At 61.6% G+C, this 14138-nt stretch carries 18 protein-coding genes; 3 read left to right on the top strand and 15 right to left on the bottom strand.

Annotation, left to right across the window (positions count from 1 at the left end; translation table 11 throughout):
* The first annotated feature begins 8 nt into the window (after positions 1–8).
* Positions 9–590 carry a pyridoxamine 5'-phosphate oxidase family protein gene (locus tag MUU77_RS03280; protein ID WP_245091544.1) on the top strand — a complete coding sequence of 194 codons (582 nt, stop codon included), beginning with the start codon at positions 9–11 and terminating at the stop codon, positions 588–590.
* A gap of 69 nt (positions 591–659) precedes the next feature.
* Here the strand turns inward: MUU77_RS03280 and MUU77_RS03275 are convergent, their stop codons facing one another.
* From MUU77_RS03275 to MUU77_RS03245, 7 genes are all read right to left on the bottom strand, one after another.
* Positions 660–899: a DUF2789 domain-containing protein gene (locus MUU77_RS03275; protein ID WP_245094189.1), complete on the bottom strand. Its 240-nt coding sequence runs from the start codon at positions 897–899 to the stop codon at positions 660–662.
* A 124-nt stretch (positions 900–1023) separates the two neighbouring features.
* On the bottom strand, positions 1024–1566 hold the full coding sequence (locus MUU77_RS03270) for a hypothetical protein (protein ID WP_245091542.1): 543 nt from the start codon (positions 1564–1566) through the stop codon (positions 1024–1026).
* 30 nt (positions 1567–1596) lie between these two features.
* The gene (locus MUU77_RS03265; protein ID WP_245091540.1) at positions 1597–3345 is read right to left on the bottom strand and encodes a hemolysin; all 1749 of its coding nucleotides are present in this window, start codon (positions 3343–3345) and stop codon (positions 1597–1599) included.
* Between the two features lie 60 nt (positions 3346–3405).
* On the bottom strand, positions 3406–3768 hold the full coding sequence (locus tag MUU77_RS03260) for a lysozyme inhibitor LprI family protein (RefSeq protein ID WP_245094186.1): 363 nt from the start codon (positions 3766–3768) through the stop codon (positions 3406–3408).
* 269 nt (positions 3769–4037) lie between these two features.
* Positions 4038–4571 (bottom strand): hypothetical protein, encoded by a 534-nt coding sequence (locus MUU77_RS03255; RefSeq protein WP_245091538.1) that lies wholly within the window; start codon positions 4569–4571, stop codon positions 4038–4040.
* Between the two features lie 132 nt (positions 4572–4703).
* Positions 4704–5063: a hypothetical protein gene (locus MUU77_RS03250; RefSeq protein WP_245091536.1), complete on the bottom strand. Its 360-nt coding sequence runs from the start codon at positions 5061–5063 to the stop codon at positions 4704–4706.
* A 416-nt stretch (positions 5064–5479) separates the two neighbouring features.
* The gene (locus tag MUU77_RS03245) at positions 5480–5797 is read right to left on the bottom strand and encodes a hypothetical protein (RefSeq protein ID WP_245091534.1); all 318 of its coding nucleotides are present in this window, start codon (positions 5795–5797) and stop codon (positions 5480–5482) included.
* 269 nt (positions 5798–6066) lie between these two features.
* Here MUU77_RS03245 and MUU77_RS03240 point away from each other — a divergent pair, with 269 nt between their 5' ends.
* The gene (locus tag MUU77_RS03240) at positions 6067–7236 is read left to right on the top strand and encodes a hypothetical protein (RefSeq protein ID WP_245091532.1); all 1170 of its coding nucleotides are present in this window, start codon (positions 6067–6069) and stop codon (positions 7234–7236) included.
* Between the two features lie 138 nt (positions 7237–7374).
* On the opposite strand, the gene MUU77_RS03235 is transcribed toward MUU77_RS03240, so the two are convergent.
* The 4 genes from MUU77_RS03235 to MUU77_RS03220 all read right to left on the bottom strand — a co-directional run bounded on the left by MUU77_RS03235 (position 7375) and on the right by MUU77_RS03220 (position 9854).
* Entirely contained in the window at positions 7375–8310 is a 936-nt protein-coding gene (locus MUU77_RS03235) for a DUF2059 domain-containing protein (protein ID WP_245091530.1), read from the bottom strand.
* A 246-nt stretch (positions 8311–8556) separates the two neighbouring features.
* Entirely contained in the window at positions 8557–9237 is a 681-nt protein-coding gene (locus MUU77_RS03230) for a hypothetical protein (RefSeq protein WP_245091528.1), read from the bottom strand.
* Between the two features lie 22 nt (positions 9238–9259).
* Complete coding sequence (locus MUU77_RS03225) at positions 9260–9583, bottom strand: hypothetical protein (RefSeq protein ID WP_245091526.1); 324 nt, start codon at positions 9581–9583, stop codon at positions 9260–9262.
* Between the two features lie 52 nt (positions 9584–9635).
* Entirely contained in the window at positions 9636–9854 is a 219-nt protein-coding gene (locus MUU77_RS03220; RefSeq protein ID WP_245091524.1) for a hypothetical protein, read from the bottom strand.
* Between the two features lie 141 nt (positions 9855–9995).
* Between MUU77_RS03220 and MUU77_RS03215 the strand changes: the two genes are divergently transcribed.
* Positions 9996–10775: a hypothetical protein gene (locus MUU77_RS03215; protein ID WP_245091522.1), complete on the top strand. Its 780-nt coding sequence runs from the start codon at positions 9996–9998 to the stop codon at positions 10773–10775.
* 127 nt (positions 10776–10902) lie between these two features.
* On the opposite strand, the gene MUU77_RS03210 is transcribed toward MUU77_RS03215, so the two are convergent.
* The 4 genes from MUU77_RS03210 to MUU77_RS03195 form a co-directional block, all read right to left on the bottom strand.
* The gene (locus MUU77_RS03210) at positions 10903–11121 is read right to left on the bottom strand and encodes a hypothetical protein (protein WP_245091513.1); all 219 of its coding nucleotides are present in this window, start codon (positions 11119–11121) and stop codon (positions 10903–10905) included.
* A 336-nt stretch (positions 11122–11457) separates the two neighbouring features.
* Entirely contained in the window at positions 11458–11715 is a 258-nt protein-coding gene (locus MUU77_RS03205) for a hypothetical protein (RefSeq protein ID WP_245091511.1), read from the bottom strand.
* A gap of 7 nt (positions 11716–11722) precedes the next feature.
* Positions 11723–12610: a hypothetical protein gene (locus MUU77_RS03200; RefSeq protein WP_245091509.1), complete on the bottom strand. Its 888-nt coding sequence runs from the start codon at positions 12608–12610 to the stop codon at positions 11723–11725.
* Between the two features lie 48 nt (positions 12611–12658).
* Positions 12659–14116, bottom strand: coding sequence for a hypothetical protein (locus MUU77_RS03195; protein WP_245091507.1), 1458 nt, complete (start codon positions 14114–14116; stop codon positions 12659–12661).
* Between the last annotated feature and the right edge of the window lie 22 nt (positions 14117–14138).

Raw genomic sequence — 14138 nt, 5'->3', positions numbered from 1 at the left:
AGACCCAGATGAGACACGCGTTTGCGAACATCGCCTTCACCCCTGCGGTGCGCCAGGTGCAGGCGCGCGACGGCAGCCGCGCGCAGTACGCACGCGCCTTCGAATCCGGGGACGAGGTCCGCAACGCGGAACTCGGGCCGGACGAGGCGGCGTTCATCCATGCGCAGCGCAGTTTCTACCTGGCCACCGTGTCGGAAACGGGCTGGCCGTACGTGCAGCACCGCGGCGGCGCGCCGGGTTTCCTGCGCGTGCTCGATGCGAAGACGCTGTCGTTCGCCGACCTGCCCGGCAACCGGCAGTTCATCAGCGTGGGCAACGTGGCCAACGACGACCGCGTGGCGTTGATCCTGGTGGACTACGCGCACCGGCACCGCATGAAGCTGCTGGGCCGGTTGGGGGTGCAGGAGTCGCCGGGGGCGGGCCGCACCGAGCGCACGATGACGATCCACGTGGAAGCCTTCGACTGGAACTGCCCGAAGTACATCCCGGTACGGTTCGAGGCCGAAGACGTGCAGCGTGCGCTGGACGAGCGGGACCGGCGCATCGCGGAACTGGAGGCGCAACTGGCAGCGGCGCGGGCCGCGCGCTAGCGCGTCGCTGCAGCTGGGCCCGCCTTCCGGCTTTCAGGCCCGCCCACGGGAACGCGGGCGACGCCCGCCCTACGGGCTACCGTGCAGCGCCACGTTCAGGCGGTCCACCACCATGGCCCAGTCGGCGTCGTCCAGGCGTTCCTCGCGCAGCAGCTGGGCCTGGGCGGGTGTCCAGAACGGGGCTTCTTCCAGGCGCATGCCATCGGGCAGCGGCGAGTGGGTGGCGATGAACTGCTGGATGCCGGCGTTGTCGTTGGGCAGGCCCAGCTGGGCGAACAGTTCGGAGAAGGGGTGGATGGCGTGTTCCATGGTGATGCCTCGTGGGAGAGGCATCAGGGTAACCGTGGCGGTGTGAAGCGGGCGGATGGCCCCGATCGATGCACGCAGCCCCAAGGAGACCCCGTACCCGCCTTGCGGCGTGTGCCCTCGAAACTCACTGGCGGGGCCGCGGTTGAACCTGGACGTACTGGCGTTTGTCCCCGGTTCGCTGCCCCTTGGGATCGATGTTGGCGCACACACGGTCGCCGCAGATGACAACATCGGATGCGTAATAGGCTTCGAGGACGGGGATCGCATCCTCGTAGCGATGGAGCTCTTCCTTGGCGGTGGAGAGCTCCCGACGGTAGTAGCCCAGCACGACCCCGCCGACAAGCAGCACCAGCAACAGGATGGCGGCGGCCGCCGCGAACCACATCCAGACGGTCTTGCCCGCTGCGTGCAGCTTCGCGGATGCCGCCGATACGGCGCGGTCGTACTCGCTGGCGACGGGGGATACCGCTTCCTTGGCCTCCGTGGCGATCCGGGCGCTGGCCCCGCTGACAATCCCGGCCACTTCGTGCCGGAACTGGCTCACTTGCTGTTGCAACGATTGGATTTGCTGACTGAACGAAGCACTCATCTGCGCTTCGCGTTGGGCCATCTCCGAGCGCAGCATCAAGATGGCCTTGATGGCGCTTTCCGCGTCCGCGTTGTTCATCCTTGTACTCCTGCGCGTGGGTGGTGCGCATCACATGCGCATGGCCGGTCCCTGCTGTGTCTGGCTTCGTTGCTGCTCGTCCACTCGCTGCTGCTGGGCCAGCCACTGGTCGCCCATCTGCGCCATGCGCTGCCCCTCCGGCGATCGGGAGAACTCGCGGGCAACACGGTCAAGTTCCCTTCCATCGCCGGCCAACAGGGCTGCATAGGCCTGGTTGACGAAAGGATCGTTGAATGGCCCGCGCTCAGGGTCGCGTCCGCTTCGGCGATCCTCGACGTCAGGCGCGGAGGCTGGACCGGGCGGGACGGCGCTGTCGGGCCCGCGCCCCTCCCCGTGCCGCTGGTCTTCCGGACGGTGCGGATCTGTCTGCGGCCCGCCCAGGGTGATCCCCAACTGGCCGTTCTGGAAATTCTCGACCACTACAGGGCTCGGCAACGCCGGAACCGAAGCCCACGTGTCGGTGACCGAGAGCGTAGTGTTGTCCAGCGCGTAGATGAAGCGCCCGTCTTCGCTGCGATAGGTATCCACGGGATCCGATGCCGCCCGCGTGCCACCTGTCAGCGCCCGCCCGCCCCAGCGCACCTCGCCCATGCCGTCGCCGTCCATCACGCTGTCGCCCGCGTCGACCACGTAGGTGTCCCGGCCTTCACCGCCTTCCATCCGGTCGCGGCCCTGCCCGCCGATCAGAATGTCATCGCCACGATGCGACCGCAGGGTGTCGTTGCCGCCGTCGCCGATCAGCAGGTCGTTGCCTGCGATCTCGACATTGCCTTGCATCCTGCGGGAATCGAGGGTGGCGGCATGGTTCTCGTCGACGTCCTGCTGGGTATTGTTGCGCTGGTCCTGGCGAAGCGCATTGCCGGTGCGCAGACCTCTTCCCGGATCCAGATAGATGGCAGTGGTTGCGAAGTCTTCATTCTGAAGGCGATCGGCAAGATCAGGATTCTCTTGTCTGAGATCCTCCAGAAGTCTGTTCCTGGCGGGCTCAAGAGCAGCGGCCAATGTCTGAACTTGTCCGTATTCTTGGACCAGATCGGGATAGTTGTTGTTGGCCTGCGCGACAGCGTTGCTTCGTGCCGGGTTGCCATCCAGATCTACCCCCCAACTGCGCTCGTTCTCGAGAATATCGTCGCGATGGAGCTGGAACATTCTGTAGACGCTGCGCGCCTCTTCGGGCGACACATTCAACGGATCATTGTAGAGACCGAAGATCTGGGCTTCCATGTTGCGGCGGGCGCGCAACCCCAACTGCACGTCGGGATCGGCGTTCGTCCCGCGGCTGTTGTAACGCAGTTGATACCATGCTTCCGCGCGGTCGCCGTCCGTGACGGCATCGTTGAACCCCTGCATGTGGGTTGCCATGCGCCCCGGGCCACGGTTGTACGTAAGTGACACCACAACCGCGCGCTCATCGGAGAAGGGCATTTCCAGATTCGTAGCCGGGCGTTCATGTGTCGAAAGACTGGCGTTCTCGAGCAAGCTCCGGGCTTCTTCGCGCGTTATCCGCACATCGAACGCGAGCCCGAGCGCCGTCTTATGTCCATCTAGCGCCCTATCAATAGCGATCAACTGCTGGCGCTCGGCCTGAGACAGCTGCACGCCGGCCCTGTCCCACAGTTCGAGATTGTTGTTGCGATTGAACGTATAGCCAAAACCAATCGTCGCCTTGCCATCCTCCGCGTCGTAGGGCGCGGCGCGATAGCCTTCGAAGTTCTGGATCATTACGCTGGCCCGGCGGCGATACTCTTCTTCCGTCTGCTCGTGATAGTCGATGGGCATGCACCTTCTCCTTGGCTTGATTCGTGCCGTGTATCCACTCAGGGCGAACGAGATTCTGCCCTAGCGCTCTCCTGGACATGCGGCCGCCTCTTTCACGAAGAGGATGCGCGCCCTGGTGGCCGCCGTCTTGCAGGAACTCAGGAGCATGGGATACATCGAGCCCCCCTTGTCCTCTTCCGTCTCTTCACTACAGAGGCGGTCACGCTCCGCCTTCCAGCCAGCGTGCGCACGATCCATCTCAGCTCGACATTCCGGCACCACCGACGCCCGCTTCGCTTCCCGTTCGGCATCCAACTCCAGTTCCGCAGCAACAAGGTTTCGAGACGCGCAGAGGGTCATGGCGAGCTGTGTGCGCGAACAATCACCCAGCAACACCCGCAGTTCAGAAACCGGAATCCGGCTACGGGCAGAAAGTTCTTCCATCACCCTGGATTGATCCGGACCGGCGGTCCCGGACGCCGGGGCGGTCTTGCCAATGGGCTCCTCCGAAGAGTACGCAGACTTCGTGGGGGCGGTCTGCTCGCAAGCAGCCAGGACGGCGACCATCAATAGCACTGCGCCTATTCTCAAGACCCCCTCCCGCGGGACCGCAAGGACTCTCTTGCTGCCTATCGAGCCGACATACATCGGAAGCGGAATCTCCGCATGCAGCTTGCGATCGCGGTCTGCCTGATCGAGTACCCGACAAGCCATCATCGATTCCCCTTCAATTGAACGACAGCAACGCAGGTTCTCTCATCTTTCGTGCTCGCATCCTGTTGCAACGGGGCGTCACGGGACTTCACCAGCACCTCGTCCGTTGCAATGATGTCGATGTCCCGTTCGCTTTCACGAACGGTATCCCGCATCTTCCAATGCATGCAGCGACCCTCGATGGTTGCCTCGACAAGACAGATTCCGCCGCTACGCAGGCTTTCTATCGTCAGGATGGCCGTATTGCCGATGGCGATGCCGTGAACATTCCCGCCTTCGTCGATCTGGGAAAGCCGTGGGCTCGCGCCGAAGGATTCGCCGCTGATCCTGTCGTCTACCTGGGTAAGAACGACGTGGAATCCTCCACAGTCCGCATCCGGATCGGTCTTGTCGCACCATTGCACTGACCACTTGCCGTTGAAACCGGCTTTAGCAGCGCGCACGGGCGGGCTCGACGCGCAAGCCGCCATGCCAACGCTCGAGAAGAGTAGAAATCTCGCCAGTGTGCCAGCTGCGAATCTTGGGATGTCCATCGGGTCCTCCTGACCTTTTCCTGACAGGCGGCAGTCTTCCAGAGAAGAGCAAGCGTCATGGTGATTTTCCGCGCAGTGGATCGTATTGGTTCTGGGTACGAATCCTTGATAGCGCTATGCCTTGACTCGTGGCTAGCCAGACGGGACCTCATCCGGCCAGTGGCAAGGAAGTTCCTCCAGTTCGCGCAGCGCAGATGCGCCACCTTCCGACCTGTCGTTGCTCAACAGCCAGTCTCCGCCGATGATGCTGTCCCACGGCCGTTCTCCCTGTATCACCGTCCCTACAACATGCCATTGCAGGCCCTCTAGCGTGAGATTCACAACAGCGATGTTCCGCTCGCCAGATCGCGCGTTGTCAATCAGCAGTACGGCAGTGTTGCCAACGGCTTTGCCCAGCACCGAGCCCGGCTCACCTTCCTCGAGCTTGGACAGTCTCGGCGTAGCGGCGAAGTGTTGGCCGCAGATTCGTTCGCCGCGCTGAACGAGATGCAAGACAAAGTTGCCGCACTCAGCCTGGGGATACTCCGGGTCGCACCACTTGGCTGACCAAGCCCCCGTGAAGTCCGGCTTGTTCGTTTGGACGATTGGACCGGAGGCACAAGCTGCCAAGCCTGCGCATAAGCCAACGGCCAGGCCCAATCGCGGATGGCGGCCCGCACTAGTTTTTCCACAGACCATGCAGCTTCTCCCTGCCCTACTCCGACACTGACTAACGATGGGCACCATTTGATCACTGCCCTCACGGATAGGCACCCATCTCTTTCAAAAGAAGGATGCGTGCTCTGGTGGCGCGAGTTTTGCAGACACTGATGAGCATCGGCCGCACCAAGCCTCCTTCATCTACTTCCGTCTCTTCACAGCATGCTCTATCACGCTCCGTCTCCCAAGCAGCATGGGCGCGGTCCATATCAGCTCGACATTGCTGCGACGCTGATTCGCGCTTGACCTTGAGTGCGGCAGGGACCCTCGATGGTTGCCTCGACAAGATGGATTCCGCTGCTACGCAGGCTTTCTATCGTCAGGATGGCCGTATTGCCGATGGCGACGTGGAATCCTCCACAGGCCGCATCCGGATCGGTCTTGTCGCACCATTGCACTGACCACTTGCCGTTGAAATCGGCTTTAGCAGCGCGCACGGGCGGGCTGGACGTGCAAGCCGCCATGCCAACGCTCGAGAACAGTAGAAAGCTCGCCAGTGTGGCCACCATGGAGCTTCGGATTGCCATGCGGTTCTCCTGCCACCTGTCACACGGGTAGCAGTCTAGCTAGGGATAGACTCTGGTCCTACCTTTCCGGGCTAGGAATTTTCTTACTGCGACGTCAGAGAACGCCTCGATCTGGCGGCGCAACGTCCAACGGCCCGGACAGGCAGTAAATCCATTTACTCGCGCAGCGGCTGGAATATTCGGCTATAAGCACGGCAGGTGCTCCCGGTGGGGCGGGGGCGTCGGGGGAAATGCTGACTTCATGACCGTTCCTTATCAGCGGAGGAAGGATGAAAAGCGCGCGCGCGTTCGTCGCCGTCATGGCACTGGCCATGACGGCATGCACCACGACAGGCAGCGGAAAGGTGGACGGGGGTGGCCTGGACCAGGGCATGCTGTCACGGCACATCGCCTTCGAGCCCATCGATCCGATCAACTACGATCCGAAGCGTTATGCAGGCAATCCCATTCCCGCCGAGTGCATGACGGCCGGCATCTCGAAGGAGATCATGAAGCAGCGCCGGGACTGCTGGCTCTCGGCGCTTCCCGATGGCGAGGACTACGTGTCCGTCCGCGACCTGACGTACGGCGCCAACGCCGGCTTCATGGGGGCGACGATCAGCCACAAGGGCAGTTCGTACGAGATCGTCTCGCAGTGGGCCAGGTTCCTTGTGGTGCAGCCCACGGATGCCAACGGTATTGCCCTGGACGGGGAGATGCACAAGGTGGGTGTGGGTGCGCGCGTGTATGCGCAGATCAAGACCAACACGTCCGGTCTGAACCTGGGCGATCTTCTGGGCATTGCCGCCGCCGCCGAGAAGGGACAGGTGGATGGCACGCTGCTGTTCACCATCCAGGGCATCCATGGCAAGGCGGTGGATACCTATACGCCGCGGGTCTCCACGCTCAACCAGGACAACATGCGCAAGGTGCTGGACGCCATCCAGAGCCTGAAGACGCTGCTGCACAACGACAGCGACATCTACCTGACCGGCAGGGTGTTGGCGACGCGGCGCTCGGGCTCATCGAAGGATGGGCTTCCCAAGGCCGATGCCGCTAGCGGTGAGGGTGTCTTCCGGGGGCTGTCGAACCTGTCCGGGGCACTGGGCGAGAAGTCGTTCGCGGACCTCAGCCGTTTGCTGGGGGGCAGTCTTGGCGGTGCGACGGGCACGTCGGGCAGCGCCGGCACGGTCACGCGTCAGGGTTGGCTTTACGTGGGGGCATTCGATGCCAACCAGAAGCCGCGCGACATCGTGACGCTGGATGTTGCCGCGCGCCCGCTGGGGGGCACCACGGCGAAGACGCGCACGGCCACGTACCTGCGGAGCGACTATCCCAAGTATCCGGACTTCGCGCTGGCGGGGATTCTGGCCGTGGTGCCGGAGGGGAAATCCGTCAACATCCTGCGTGTGGTCAGCAGCAGCGATGAGCACGTGTGGGCGTTGGTGGAGTATCGGTGAGGGCCCGGTGCGGATGCGCATTCCTGGCGGGGTGTCGGCCAGGTGGGTGAAGCAGAGGGCCCGAACACAGGGGCACTCTGGCCCACCGTTTGGCCGCACCGCGACAGATGGGAAGGTGGGCAGAGCCCACCCTACGCGCTACTCGAACAGCTTGGTGGAGTCCTCGACGAAGACGAAGCGGGTCAACACCCAGCCCTGGGTACCGCGGTACCAGACGAAGTACCAGACGATGGCGTGCTCGTCGAAACGGTGGAGGAAGACCGTGCGTACCAGAGAGTCGCCCATCGTGTCGTTGCGCAGCAACTCGTAGCCGGTGCTCTTTCCGAACCGGGCGCCCCAGGTGTCCTGGTGGGTCTTCACCTGCTTGTTGAAATCGTCCATCTGCGCCTTCGTCACCAGGGCGTGCGGTAGCGCCAGGTCGAAGCCTTCGGCGGCCTTGCCCGCCACGATGAACTGCATGATGCGGTCGGACAGCGCCACGGCCGCGTCGGCCGAAGGCAGGGCCCGCGCCGCTCCCACGACGCGCTCCTGGCCCGCCGGTGGAGCCCTGCGGGCGACCAGCGCGGCGATCTTCTCGCCGAAGATGGCGGTGGCCTGTTCCGTATCCAGCTTGGGTTCGACCACCCGGCTGGAGGCGATGTTGGCCGCAAGGGACGCCTTGATGAACCGCTGGCCCAGTTCGGTGGCGTAGAAGGCGATCAGGGCGTCGGCATCGGCGACGGTGAGACTGTCGTCCAGAGCGCGCGCGAAGGCCGTCCTCGCCTTGGTCTTGTCGTAGTCGCAGTAGCTGGCCATCATCGCGGCGTAGGCCGCTTCGGCTTCGGCGAACTCGGGCTCGCCCCGCTGGATGCCGCCAAGGATCTGCGGATTGCTCTTCACGGCCGACTCAACGTCGTACTTCGCCATCATTTCGTGGCAGACCATGATGTTGTTCTCGAAGGCTTTGTCGAACGCCATGGCCTCCATCAGTCGCTGCCCGTGGGAGGGCTCGGTGGCCTGCGCCGGCGCTGCCATCGCCGCTGCCGCCAGGCACGCCGCCATCGCGCATGCGCGCGTCATTCCTTGCTTGACCATGTGTCCCCTTGTCGTGTGCAGGGAGAAGCCGCGTGCGGCGTCTCCTTGATGCGTGCGTTTGCGGGCGCAGACCCCACCGCGCTGCGGGAGACTATGCCATGCCAGGCACGTAGCGTCAGTCGGTACCCGCGGCAGCGATGCGGTCGGCGGTGTCGGCATTGTGGGTGAAGCTGCGCGCAAACGGCCCTGGCCTACCATTTGGATCGCGCCGCAACCGATGGGAGGGCGGGCGGGCTTAAGCCCGGCCTACGCCGCTGGGGCTGCCGAGCCGGATTTCATCGCGAGTGCTTCGGACAGCAGGGATTCGTAAAGTTGCAGGCGGATGCGCATCAAGGTGGCCGCCACGATGACCAGCCATAAGAGGATCAGGAAGGCGGCGATCAGCAGTTCCCACAGGGGCATGTCGAGAATGTCGCCGACATTGCGCAGGAACAGATAGGCGGCCACCAGGGCCGGCAGCACGCCGAGGCGATCGAGCCCGCCGGCCAGCAGGCCCAGCTTCGCCACAAGAAGGCGGTGGGTCAGCGCCACCATGCGCTGGCATCCGGCCAGCGCATCCGCGGGCTGTTGGCACAACCACACCATGATCGCCTCGAATTCCGGGCGGTCGTGGTCCAGTTGCTCCGCCTGTTCCTGCCGCCACTTCCACATGGAGGCGAGCAGCGTCCAGAGTTGGCGGGCATACACCGGCAGCCATGCCACCACCATGACGGAGAAGCCCATCTGCACCATGGTGACCATCCATGGGGCCGCCGGAAGGAGGCGCACCAGGACAATGGGGATGAGCGCGACTACAAGGCCCACGCCCCCCACCATGTTGGCGATGCGGTACAGCGGCGGGGTGTTGAGAATGCCTGCCGGGCCATCGGGCACGGCGCGCAGGCGACGCTCCAGTTCGGTGAAGGTCAGCGTGTCGTTCGTCGGCATGCCACGGGTCCTTGTGGATGGGTCAGCTGCGCGGAGGTGTCAGAGGCTCGTCGAAGCGGGTGCCGCAGGCGGCGCAGTAGTTCATGCGGCGGAACACGCCGGATGTACGCAGGTTGAGCCAGCTGGTGTAGCCGCCCACGGCGCTCCTGCAGCGTGGGCACGCGATGCTGCGCGAGAGGACTACGCAAGCCAGGTAGCCCAGTACGAACACCCAGGCGGTGGCGCTATAGAGGGCCCGCCCACTAACACCGTGGGCCAGGACCAACCCGGCGGCGAACACCAGGCAGGCGGTGCCGATGCCCAGGTAGCGCGCCTTTTGCCGGCGCAGGTAATCGCGGATGGTCATGCCCTTCCCCAAGGCCGATGAGGCAGGACTATGCCATGCGCGGCCTGCTCCGTCAGGCGGTCACGGCGGCGACGATGCGGTCGGCGGTGTCGGCCAGGTGGGTGAAGCAGTGGGCCAGGCCGGTGCGGGGCAGGATGAGGTCGTCGGGGTGTTCGGTTTCGGGGATGCTGAGCTGGGCCAGCAGGTGCAGGTGGTCGCGCAGGGCCTGCAGTTCGGCGTGGGCCTCGGTGGGCAGGTAATAGCCGGGGTCGGTGAGCGTTGCATGCTTCATGGCGAATCCATCCGCTTGCGTCGTACGTGGCGTGCTTACTTGGGCTACATGGTCTTGGGTCCCAGACGCTTCAACGCCATTGCTTCAAGCCCTTGCCGAGCCTTACGATCTGCTCCGAGACATGGACGGCTGGGGAGCCATATGAAAGAGATATTTGAGGCTGTCAGCGCTCGCATTAAGGCCCCCTATTTTGGCTACGCTGTCTTGGCGTTTCTGGCTCTCAACTGGCGAGCTATCTTTCTACTGATCGTCACACAGGCGACGCCCGCCGCTCGGCTGGAAGCATTCGATAAAGCCACCGATCCAGCGCGCCTGTATCTCTTCCCACTGCTGGTCGGCGCCGCCGTGACAGTGGTGACGCCGTGGATACGTTATATCTTCAGTCACATATCGAAGAAGCCTTATTCGCTGCTTGATGGCATAAATCTAGAGGCAGAACACACAAACAATCTCAAGAAGACCGAGTTGGAGCGCTCTAGGGCTGCATTCTTTGCAGCGAAGGAACAGGCGCTCATTGATCAAGCTAAGCGCGACGCTGAAGTTCGCACTATTGGCGATGAGCAGGTTAAGAAGGAAGTAGTAGAGCGCATCGAAACACTGCGACAAGAGCGGAACGCCGCCCACTCTATCGACACGCCATCCACTCCGACCCTATCGAAGGAAGAACGAGAGCTGCTACTCCGAGCAGCTATGGATCCCAAAGGCCAGATAATGCGCATGCGCGACTCCCATGGACCCATCATTGCTGCCGCCGATACGGCGTTCGGAAGAGGCAGCAAGCATGCATATCTTGAATACGATGAAGCCCTGGAGTCCCTCATCAGCAAGCGATTGGTGCGCGCCGTAAGTGGCGAATCTGTCTTCGAGCTGACGCTGAGCGGTTGGCGCACCGCGAAGGCTGAGAATCCTAATCTGTCTTAGCCCGAACTCGACGTACCGAGCATAGCCTAGGCAAAGCCAAAGACCGTGCCCGAGTGCCTAAACGGACCGCGGCAAGCTTCCCGTGTGTGCTGCGCTTATCAAGGCTCCCGGGTGGTCGTGGGCCTGGTCAGTCGGTGACAGCCGCGACAATGCGGTCGGCGGTGTCGGCCAGGTGGGTGAAGCAGTGGGCCAGGCCGGTGCGGGGCAGGATGAGGTCGTCGGGGTGGACGGTTTCGGGAAGGCTGAGCTGTGCCAGCAGGTGCAGGTGGTCGCGCAGGGCCTGCAGTTCGGCGTGGGCCTCGGTGGGCAGGTGGTAGCCGGGATGGGTGGGCGTTCCGTGCTTCATGGCGGTGTCCTTCCGCGTGCGGGGTGCAGGGCGTGCCTGCGGGCGCGGCGTGCGCCCGCAGGGTGTCGGGAGGTTCGAAACCGCTCATAGACGGCGGGCGTATTTCCCCGAAGGGTGTTGTATTAGCCGCCCTCCCGACGCGGAACTTGCTGCGTCGGCATGCCCGATGCGCTGGGCACAAAAAGCCCACCTGGATCTCGGTGGTGGGCTACCGCTATGAGAGGAGTTTCGACGCTCCTTGAAGGCGAGTTTGCACCAGGGATGGCGGGGTGTCTATTCACATTTGGGGATTTCCTGCGGGATCAGGCGCAAGGCTTCTTCGGAACTGCATCCCGTCTAGTGGCGCTCGTAGGTATTGAAGACCAGCAGCGGGGCCAGCACGCCGACGCCAACGGATACCGTGATCTTCCAGGCGCCGCATTCATTGCGATGGGAAGCGGACGGCAGCGACGGGCCCGACAGGTACGTGGACGAAACTCCACGTCCTTCAAGGCTTTTTCGAACCTGGACTCCTGCCGTCCATAGCATCCCCTTGCCCTGCGTCTCGATATTACGGGTAGACGGGGCATGGCTGTTGAGAACCGCCTCGCTCAACCCAATCCTACGCGCCACGCGCTCTTAGCCGTTGTAGACCTGCGCTGGCCAAATTGTGCGCTTCACCCGCAAGTTGATTGAGCACGGCAGCCATACCATCGATATCCCTACCCTCAATCTGCCCCTGCGTCTTCGCTCTCATGATGTAGTTCGCCTCCGCTATCCTTGCCCTCTCTATGTGTCCAATCAGAGCGATTAGTCCAGCCTCCGTTTCTCCATCGAAGTAGTGAAACCTAGGCACGCCATTCTGGATAAACGCGGTCCCCCTAAAATTGTCGAGACCAAAGTACTCTTTCGCTCGCGAGGCGCTGACAGGCAGCGCAGGCTTTATGTCTCGCACCAGGTGCGCAGTATGATCGATTAATGCATCGTGAAATCTAGCGATTCCCTGTAAATACAACTCACACCAAACGCGCAGCTCTCTAGCCTCCTTATTGGCTCTTTCCGACTCCCTTTCGACCTGGCCTCGCATCAATTCAACCTGTCGCCGCATAGCATCTGCTTGTGCTGACATTGCTTCGAACTGCTTGCGCTGAGCATCGTTGTTTGCCGAAAGTTCGCCTCTCTGCAACTCAAGCTCCGCCTTCTGAGATAGCGAGGCATAAACGAGCCAAAGGAATGCCAGTGGTGAAAAGACGCCTGCCAGAACATCACCCCATTCATGCGGATCCAGCGGTCGACGCGACGGATCGCCTAGACCATAGAAACCCAATAGCCAAGAGCTCAGCACAATGACAGCGCAGTACAGGACAGTCGCCACGAGGTACCAGTGTGTACGTGGTCCGCCATGTGGTTTGAGATTTTCCATCTCGGCCATAAGCTCTAGATTTGAAGAGTAGAGGTAACTAGTAGGGTGGCCGCGCCCGCAATGGCGCGAGAGCGCAATCTTCTGCATTCTCTGCTGCTAGAAATGCACTCTGCTTTCTGTTTCAGCTCGGTATCGCTAAGCGCCTGTGGCCACCCTCTTTGCGACCATTTCTGCCAAACGGTCAACCACCTCTTGAAGCGGCATCTTGTCCCCATGCTTGCCGTCGAGCGTTTGCGACGCATTGCGTGCTATCGCATCAATAGCCTTGTTAAGTAGGGAGACGAGCATCTCGTCGTTCTCCTGCCCCAACTCCTCAATTTGCTTCTTATAGCTATCGTAGGATTTTGCAAGCGCTTCCTTATGAGCATACTCCTGCTGCAGTCGTTGATACTCGCTTCTACGCTTGCTCGCATAGTAAGCGAACCAAACGGCAGGGGCATAGAACGGAAGCTTGTACGCCAAACTCCTTAGAACCGACTCCCAGTCGCCTAACTCTTTGAATTTCACGCCTTCCAGAGTGATGCTGTCCACAGCCAACAGAATTGACCCGACGATAAGTACGCCAATAGCCGTATAAAAGGCGCCAGAGGCGAACCTGATGGGCTTCTCAAAGGAATCTTTCATTTCGCGGTAAGCGCTGGCTAGTCCAGCACTAGTAGCGCCCGGCAACAGACTTTCAATCTGGAGATTGAGGGCCTCATACTTCGTCTTTTGTTGCTTTTCGAACTCGACAAGTCGGCCTTTTAGGTCCAACAGATCTGCCGAGTAACCCCCTTTTCGGGTGCCGTCTTCCTCAGCAGCACCAAGGGACTTGTCGTAGAATTTTTCCAACTCCTGGACGAGACTCGCAGCTTTACTTACTGAGGCTTTAGCTTTCTCCGCCTCCCGCTCAGCGATCGCAACTAACGACTCAAATTTACTCTTCGTTGAATCTTCGTCCTCAGTCCCCACTAGCAACTCATCGTAAAGCTCATCAATCTTGTCTCCGCTGATCTCGATGGCGGACAAGTGATCGGCCAGTTGCTTGAGGATTCCGCCCTCGCCATTCTGGCCGCGGATCGCATCCCTATCGGCAATGACGTCGGCCATAGCCGCAGAAGAAGTGCGCGCATCTGCGACAGCCTTATCCCTTGCATCGCGAACCGAAGCCAGCGCCTCAGTCGCTTCCTTCTTATATATCTCGAAGTACTTGACGAGCGTATCGGAATAGTCCTTCGCAGACTCGCTAAGTGCTCTTGCAGACCTACCCGAGGCGACAACAAACGGCTTTATGTTCGCCAGGAGCGCGTCGGCATAGACATTTGCGCCTTGCAAATGTCCGATATTGCGGTTTGCGACGTAGGCCAGCACCTCATTTGAGCAATTCGCGGCCTGCGGATTCAACTCATCCCACTTTCCGAGCGGAATGAGTTCTGGGTCTGTCGCCTCTAGCACTATGCTGAGATACGAGATGACCTTCTTTAATCTAGCCAACTCTTGGAATTCATCGCTAGAAGAATCTTCCGCAAGCTCCGCTTGCTCTAGCGATGCTTTCAATGCAGCCCAGCTCGCTTGGAAAGCATGATTCTTCGACTGCTCACTCCATCGAGACATGTCGATCCGCTCCGTCAGTTGA

The sequence above is a fragment of the Pseudoxanthomonas sp. F37 genome, from assembly GCF_022965755.1.
In the GTDB taxonomy this organism is placed as follows: Bacteria; Pseudomonadota; Gammaproteobacteria; order Xanthomonadales; family Xanthomonadaceae; genus Pseudoxanthomonas_A.
The sequence above is the reverse complement of the archived record's forward strand: the minus strand, read 5'-3'. Positions and strand labels throughout refer to the sequence as shown.

What these genes read in the sequence shown, in the direction of transcription:
- MUU77_RS03280 (WP_245091544.1), top strand. Translation starts at nt 9, where the DNA reads ATGAGACACGCGTTTGCGAACATCGCCTTCACCCCTGCGGTGCGCCAG.
- MUU77_RS03210 (WP_245091513.1), bottom strand. Translation starts at nt 11,121, where the DNA reads ATGAAGCACGGAACGCCCACCCATCCCGGCTACCACCTGCCCACCGAG.
- MUU77_RS03235 (WP_245091530.1), bottom strand. Translation starts at nt 8,310, where the DNA reads ATGGTCAAGCAAGGAATGACGCGCGCATGCGCGATGGCGGCGTGCCTG.
- MUU77_RS03215 (WP_245091522.1), top strand. Translation starts at nt 9,996, where the DNA reads ATGAAAGAGATATTTGAGGCTGTCAGCGCTCGCATTAAGGCCCCCTAT.
- MUU77_RS03275 (WP_245094189.1), bottom strand. Translation starts at nt 899, where the DNA reads ATGGAACACGCCATCCACCCCTTCTCCGAACTGTTCGCCCAGCTGGGC.
- MUU77_RS03240 (WP_245091532.1), top strand. Translation starts at nt 6,067, where the DNA reads ATGAAAAGCGCGCGCGCGTTCGTCGCCGTCATGGCACTGGCCATGACG.
- MUU77_RS03200 (WP_245091509.1), bottom strand. Translation starts at nt 12,610, where the DNA reads ATGCAGAAGATTGCGCTCTCGCGCCATTGCGGGCGCGGCCACCCTACT.
- MUU77_RS03245 (WP_245091534.1), bottom strand. Translation starts at nt 5,797, where the DNA reads ATGGCAATCCGAAGCTCCATGGTGGCCACACTGGCGAGCTTTCTACTG.
- MUU77_RS03225 (WP_245091526.1), bottom strand. Translation starts at nt 9,583, where the DNA reads ATGACCATCCGCGATTACCTGCGCCGGCAAAAGGCGCGCTACCTGGGC.
- MUU77_RS03255 (WP_245091538.1), bottom strand. Translation starts at nt 4,571, where the DNA reads ATGGACATCCCAAGATTCGCAGCTGGCACACTGGCGAGATTTCTACTC.
- MUU77_RS03230 (WP_245091528.1), bottom strand. Translation starts at nt 9,237, where the DNA reads ATGCCGACGAACGACACGCTGACCTTCACCGAACTGGAGCGTCGCCTG.
- MUU77_RS03195 (WP_245091507.1), bottom strand. Translation starts at nt 14,116, where the DNA reads ATGTCTCGATGGAGTGAGCAGTCGAAGAATCATGCTTTCCAAGCGAGC.
- MUU77_RS03270 (WP_245091542.1), bottom strand. Translation starts at nt 1,566, where the DNA reads ATGAACAACGCGGACGCGGAAAGCGCCATCAAGGCCATCTTGATGCTG.
- MUU77_RS03220 (WP_245091524.1), bottom strand. Translation starts at nt 9,854, where the DNA reads ATGAAGCATGCAACGCTCACCGACCCCGGCTATTACCTGCCCACCGAG.
- MUU77_RS03260 (WP_245094186.1), bottom strand. Translation starts at nt 3,768, where the DNA reads ATGGAAGAACTTTCTGCCCGTAGCCGGATTCCGGTTTCTGAACTGCGG.
- MUU77_RS03265 (WP_245091540.1), bottom strand. Translation starts at nt 3,345, where the DNA reads ATGCCCATCGACTATCACGAGCAGACGGAAGAAGAGTATCGCCGCCGG.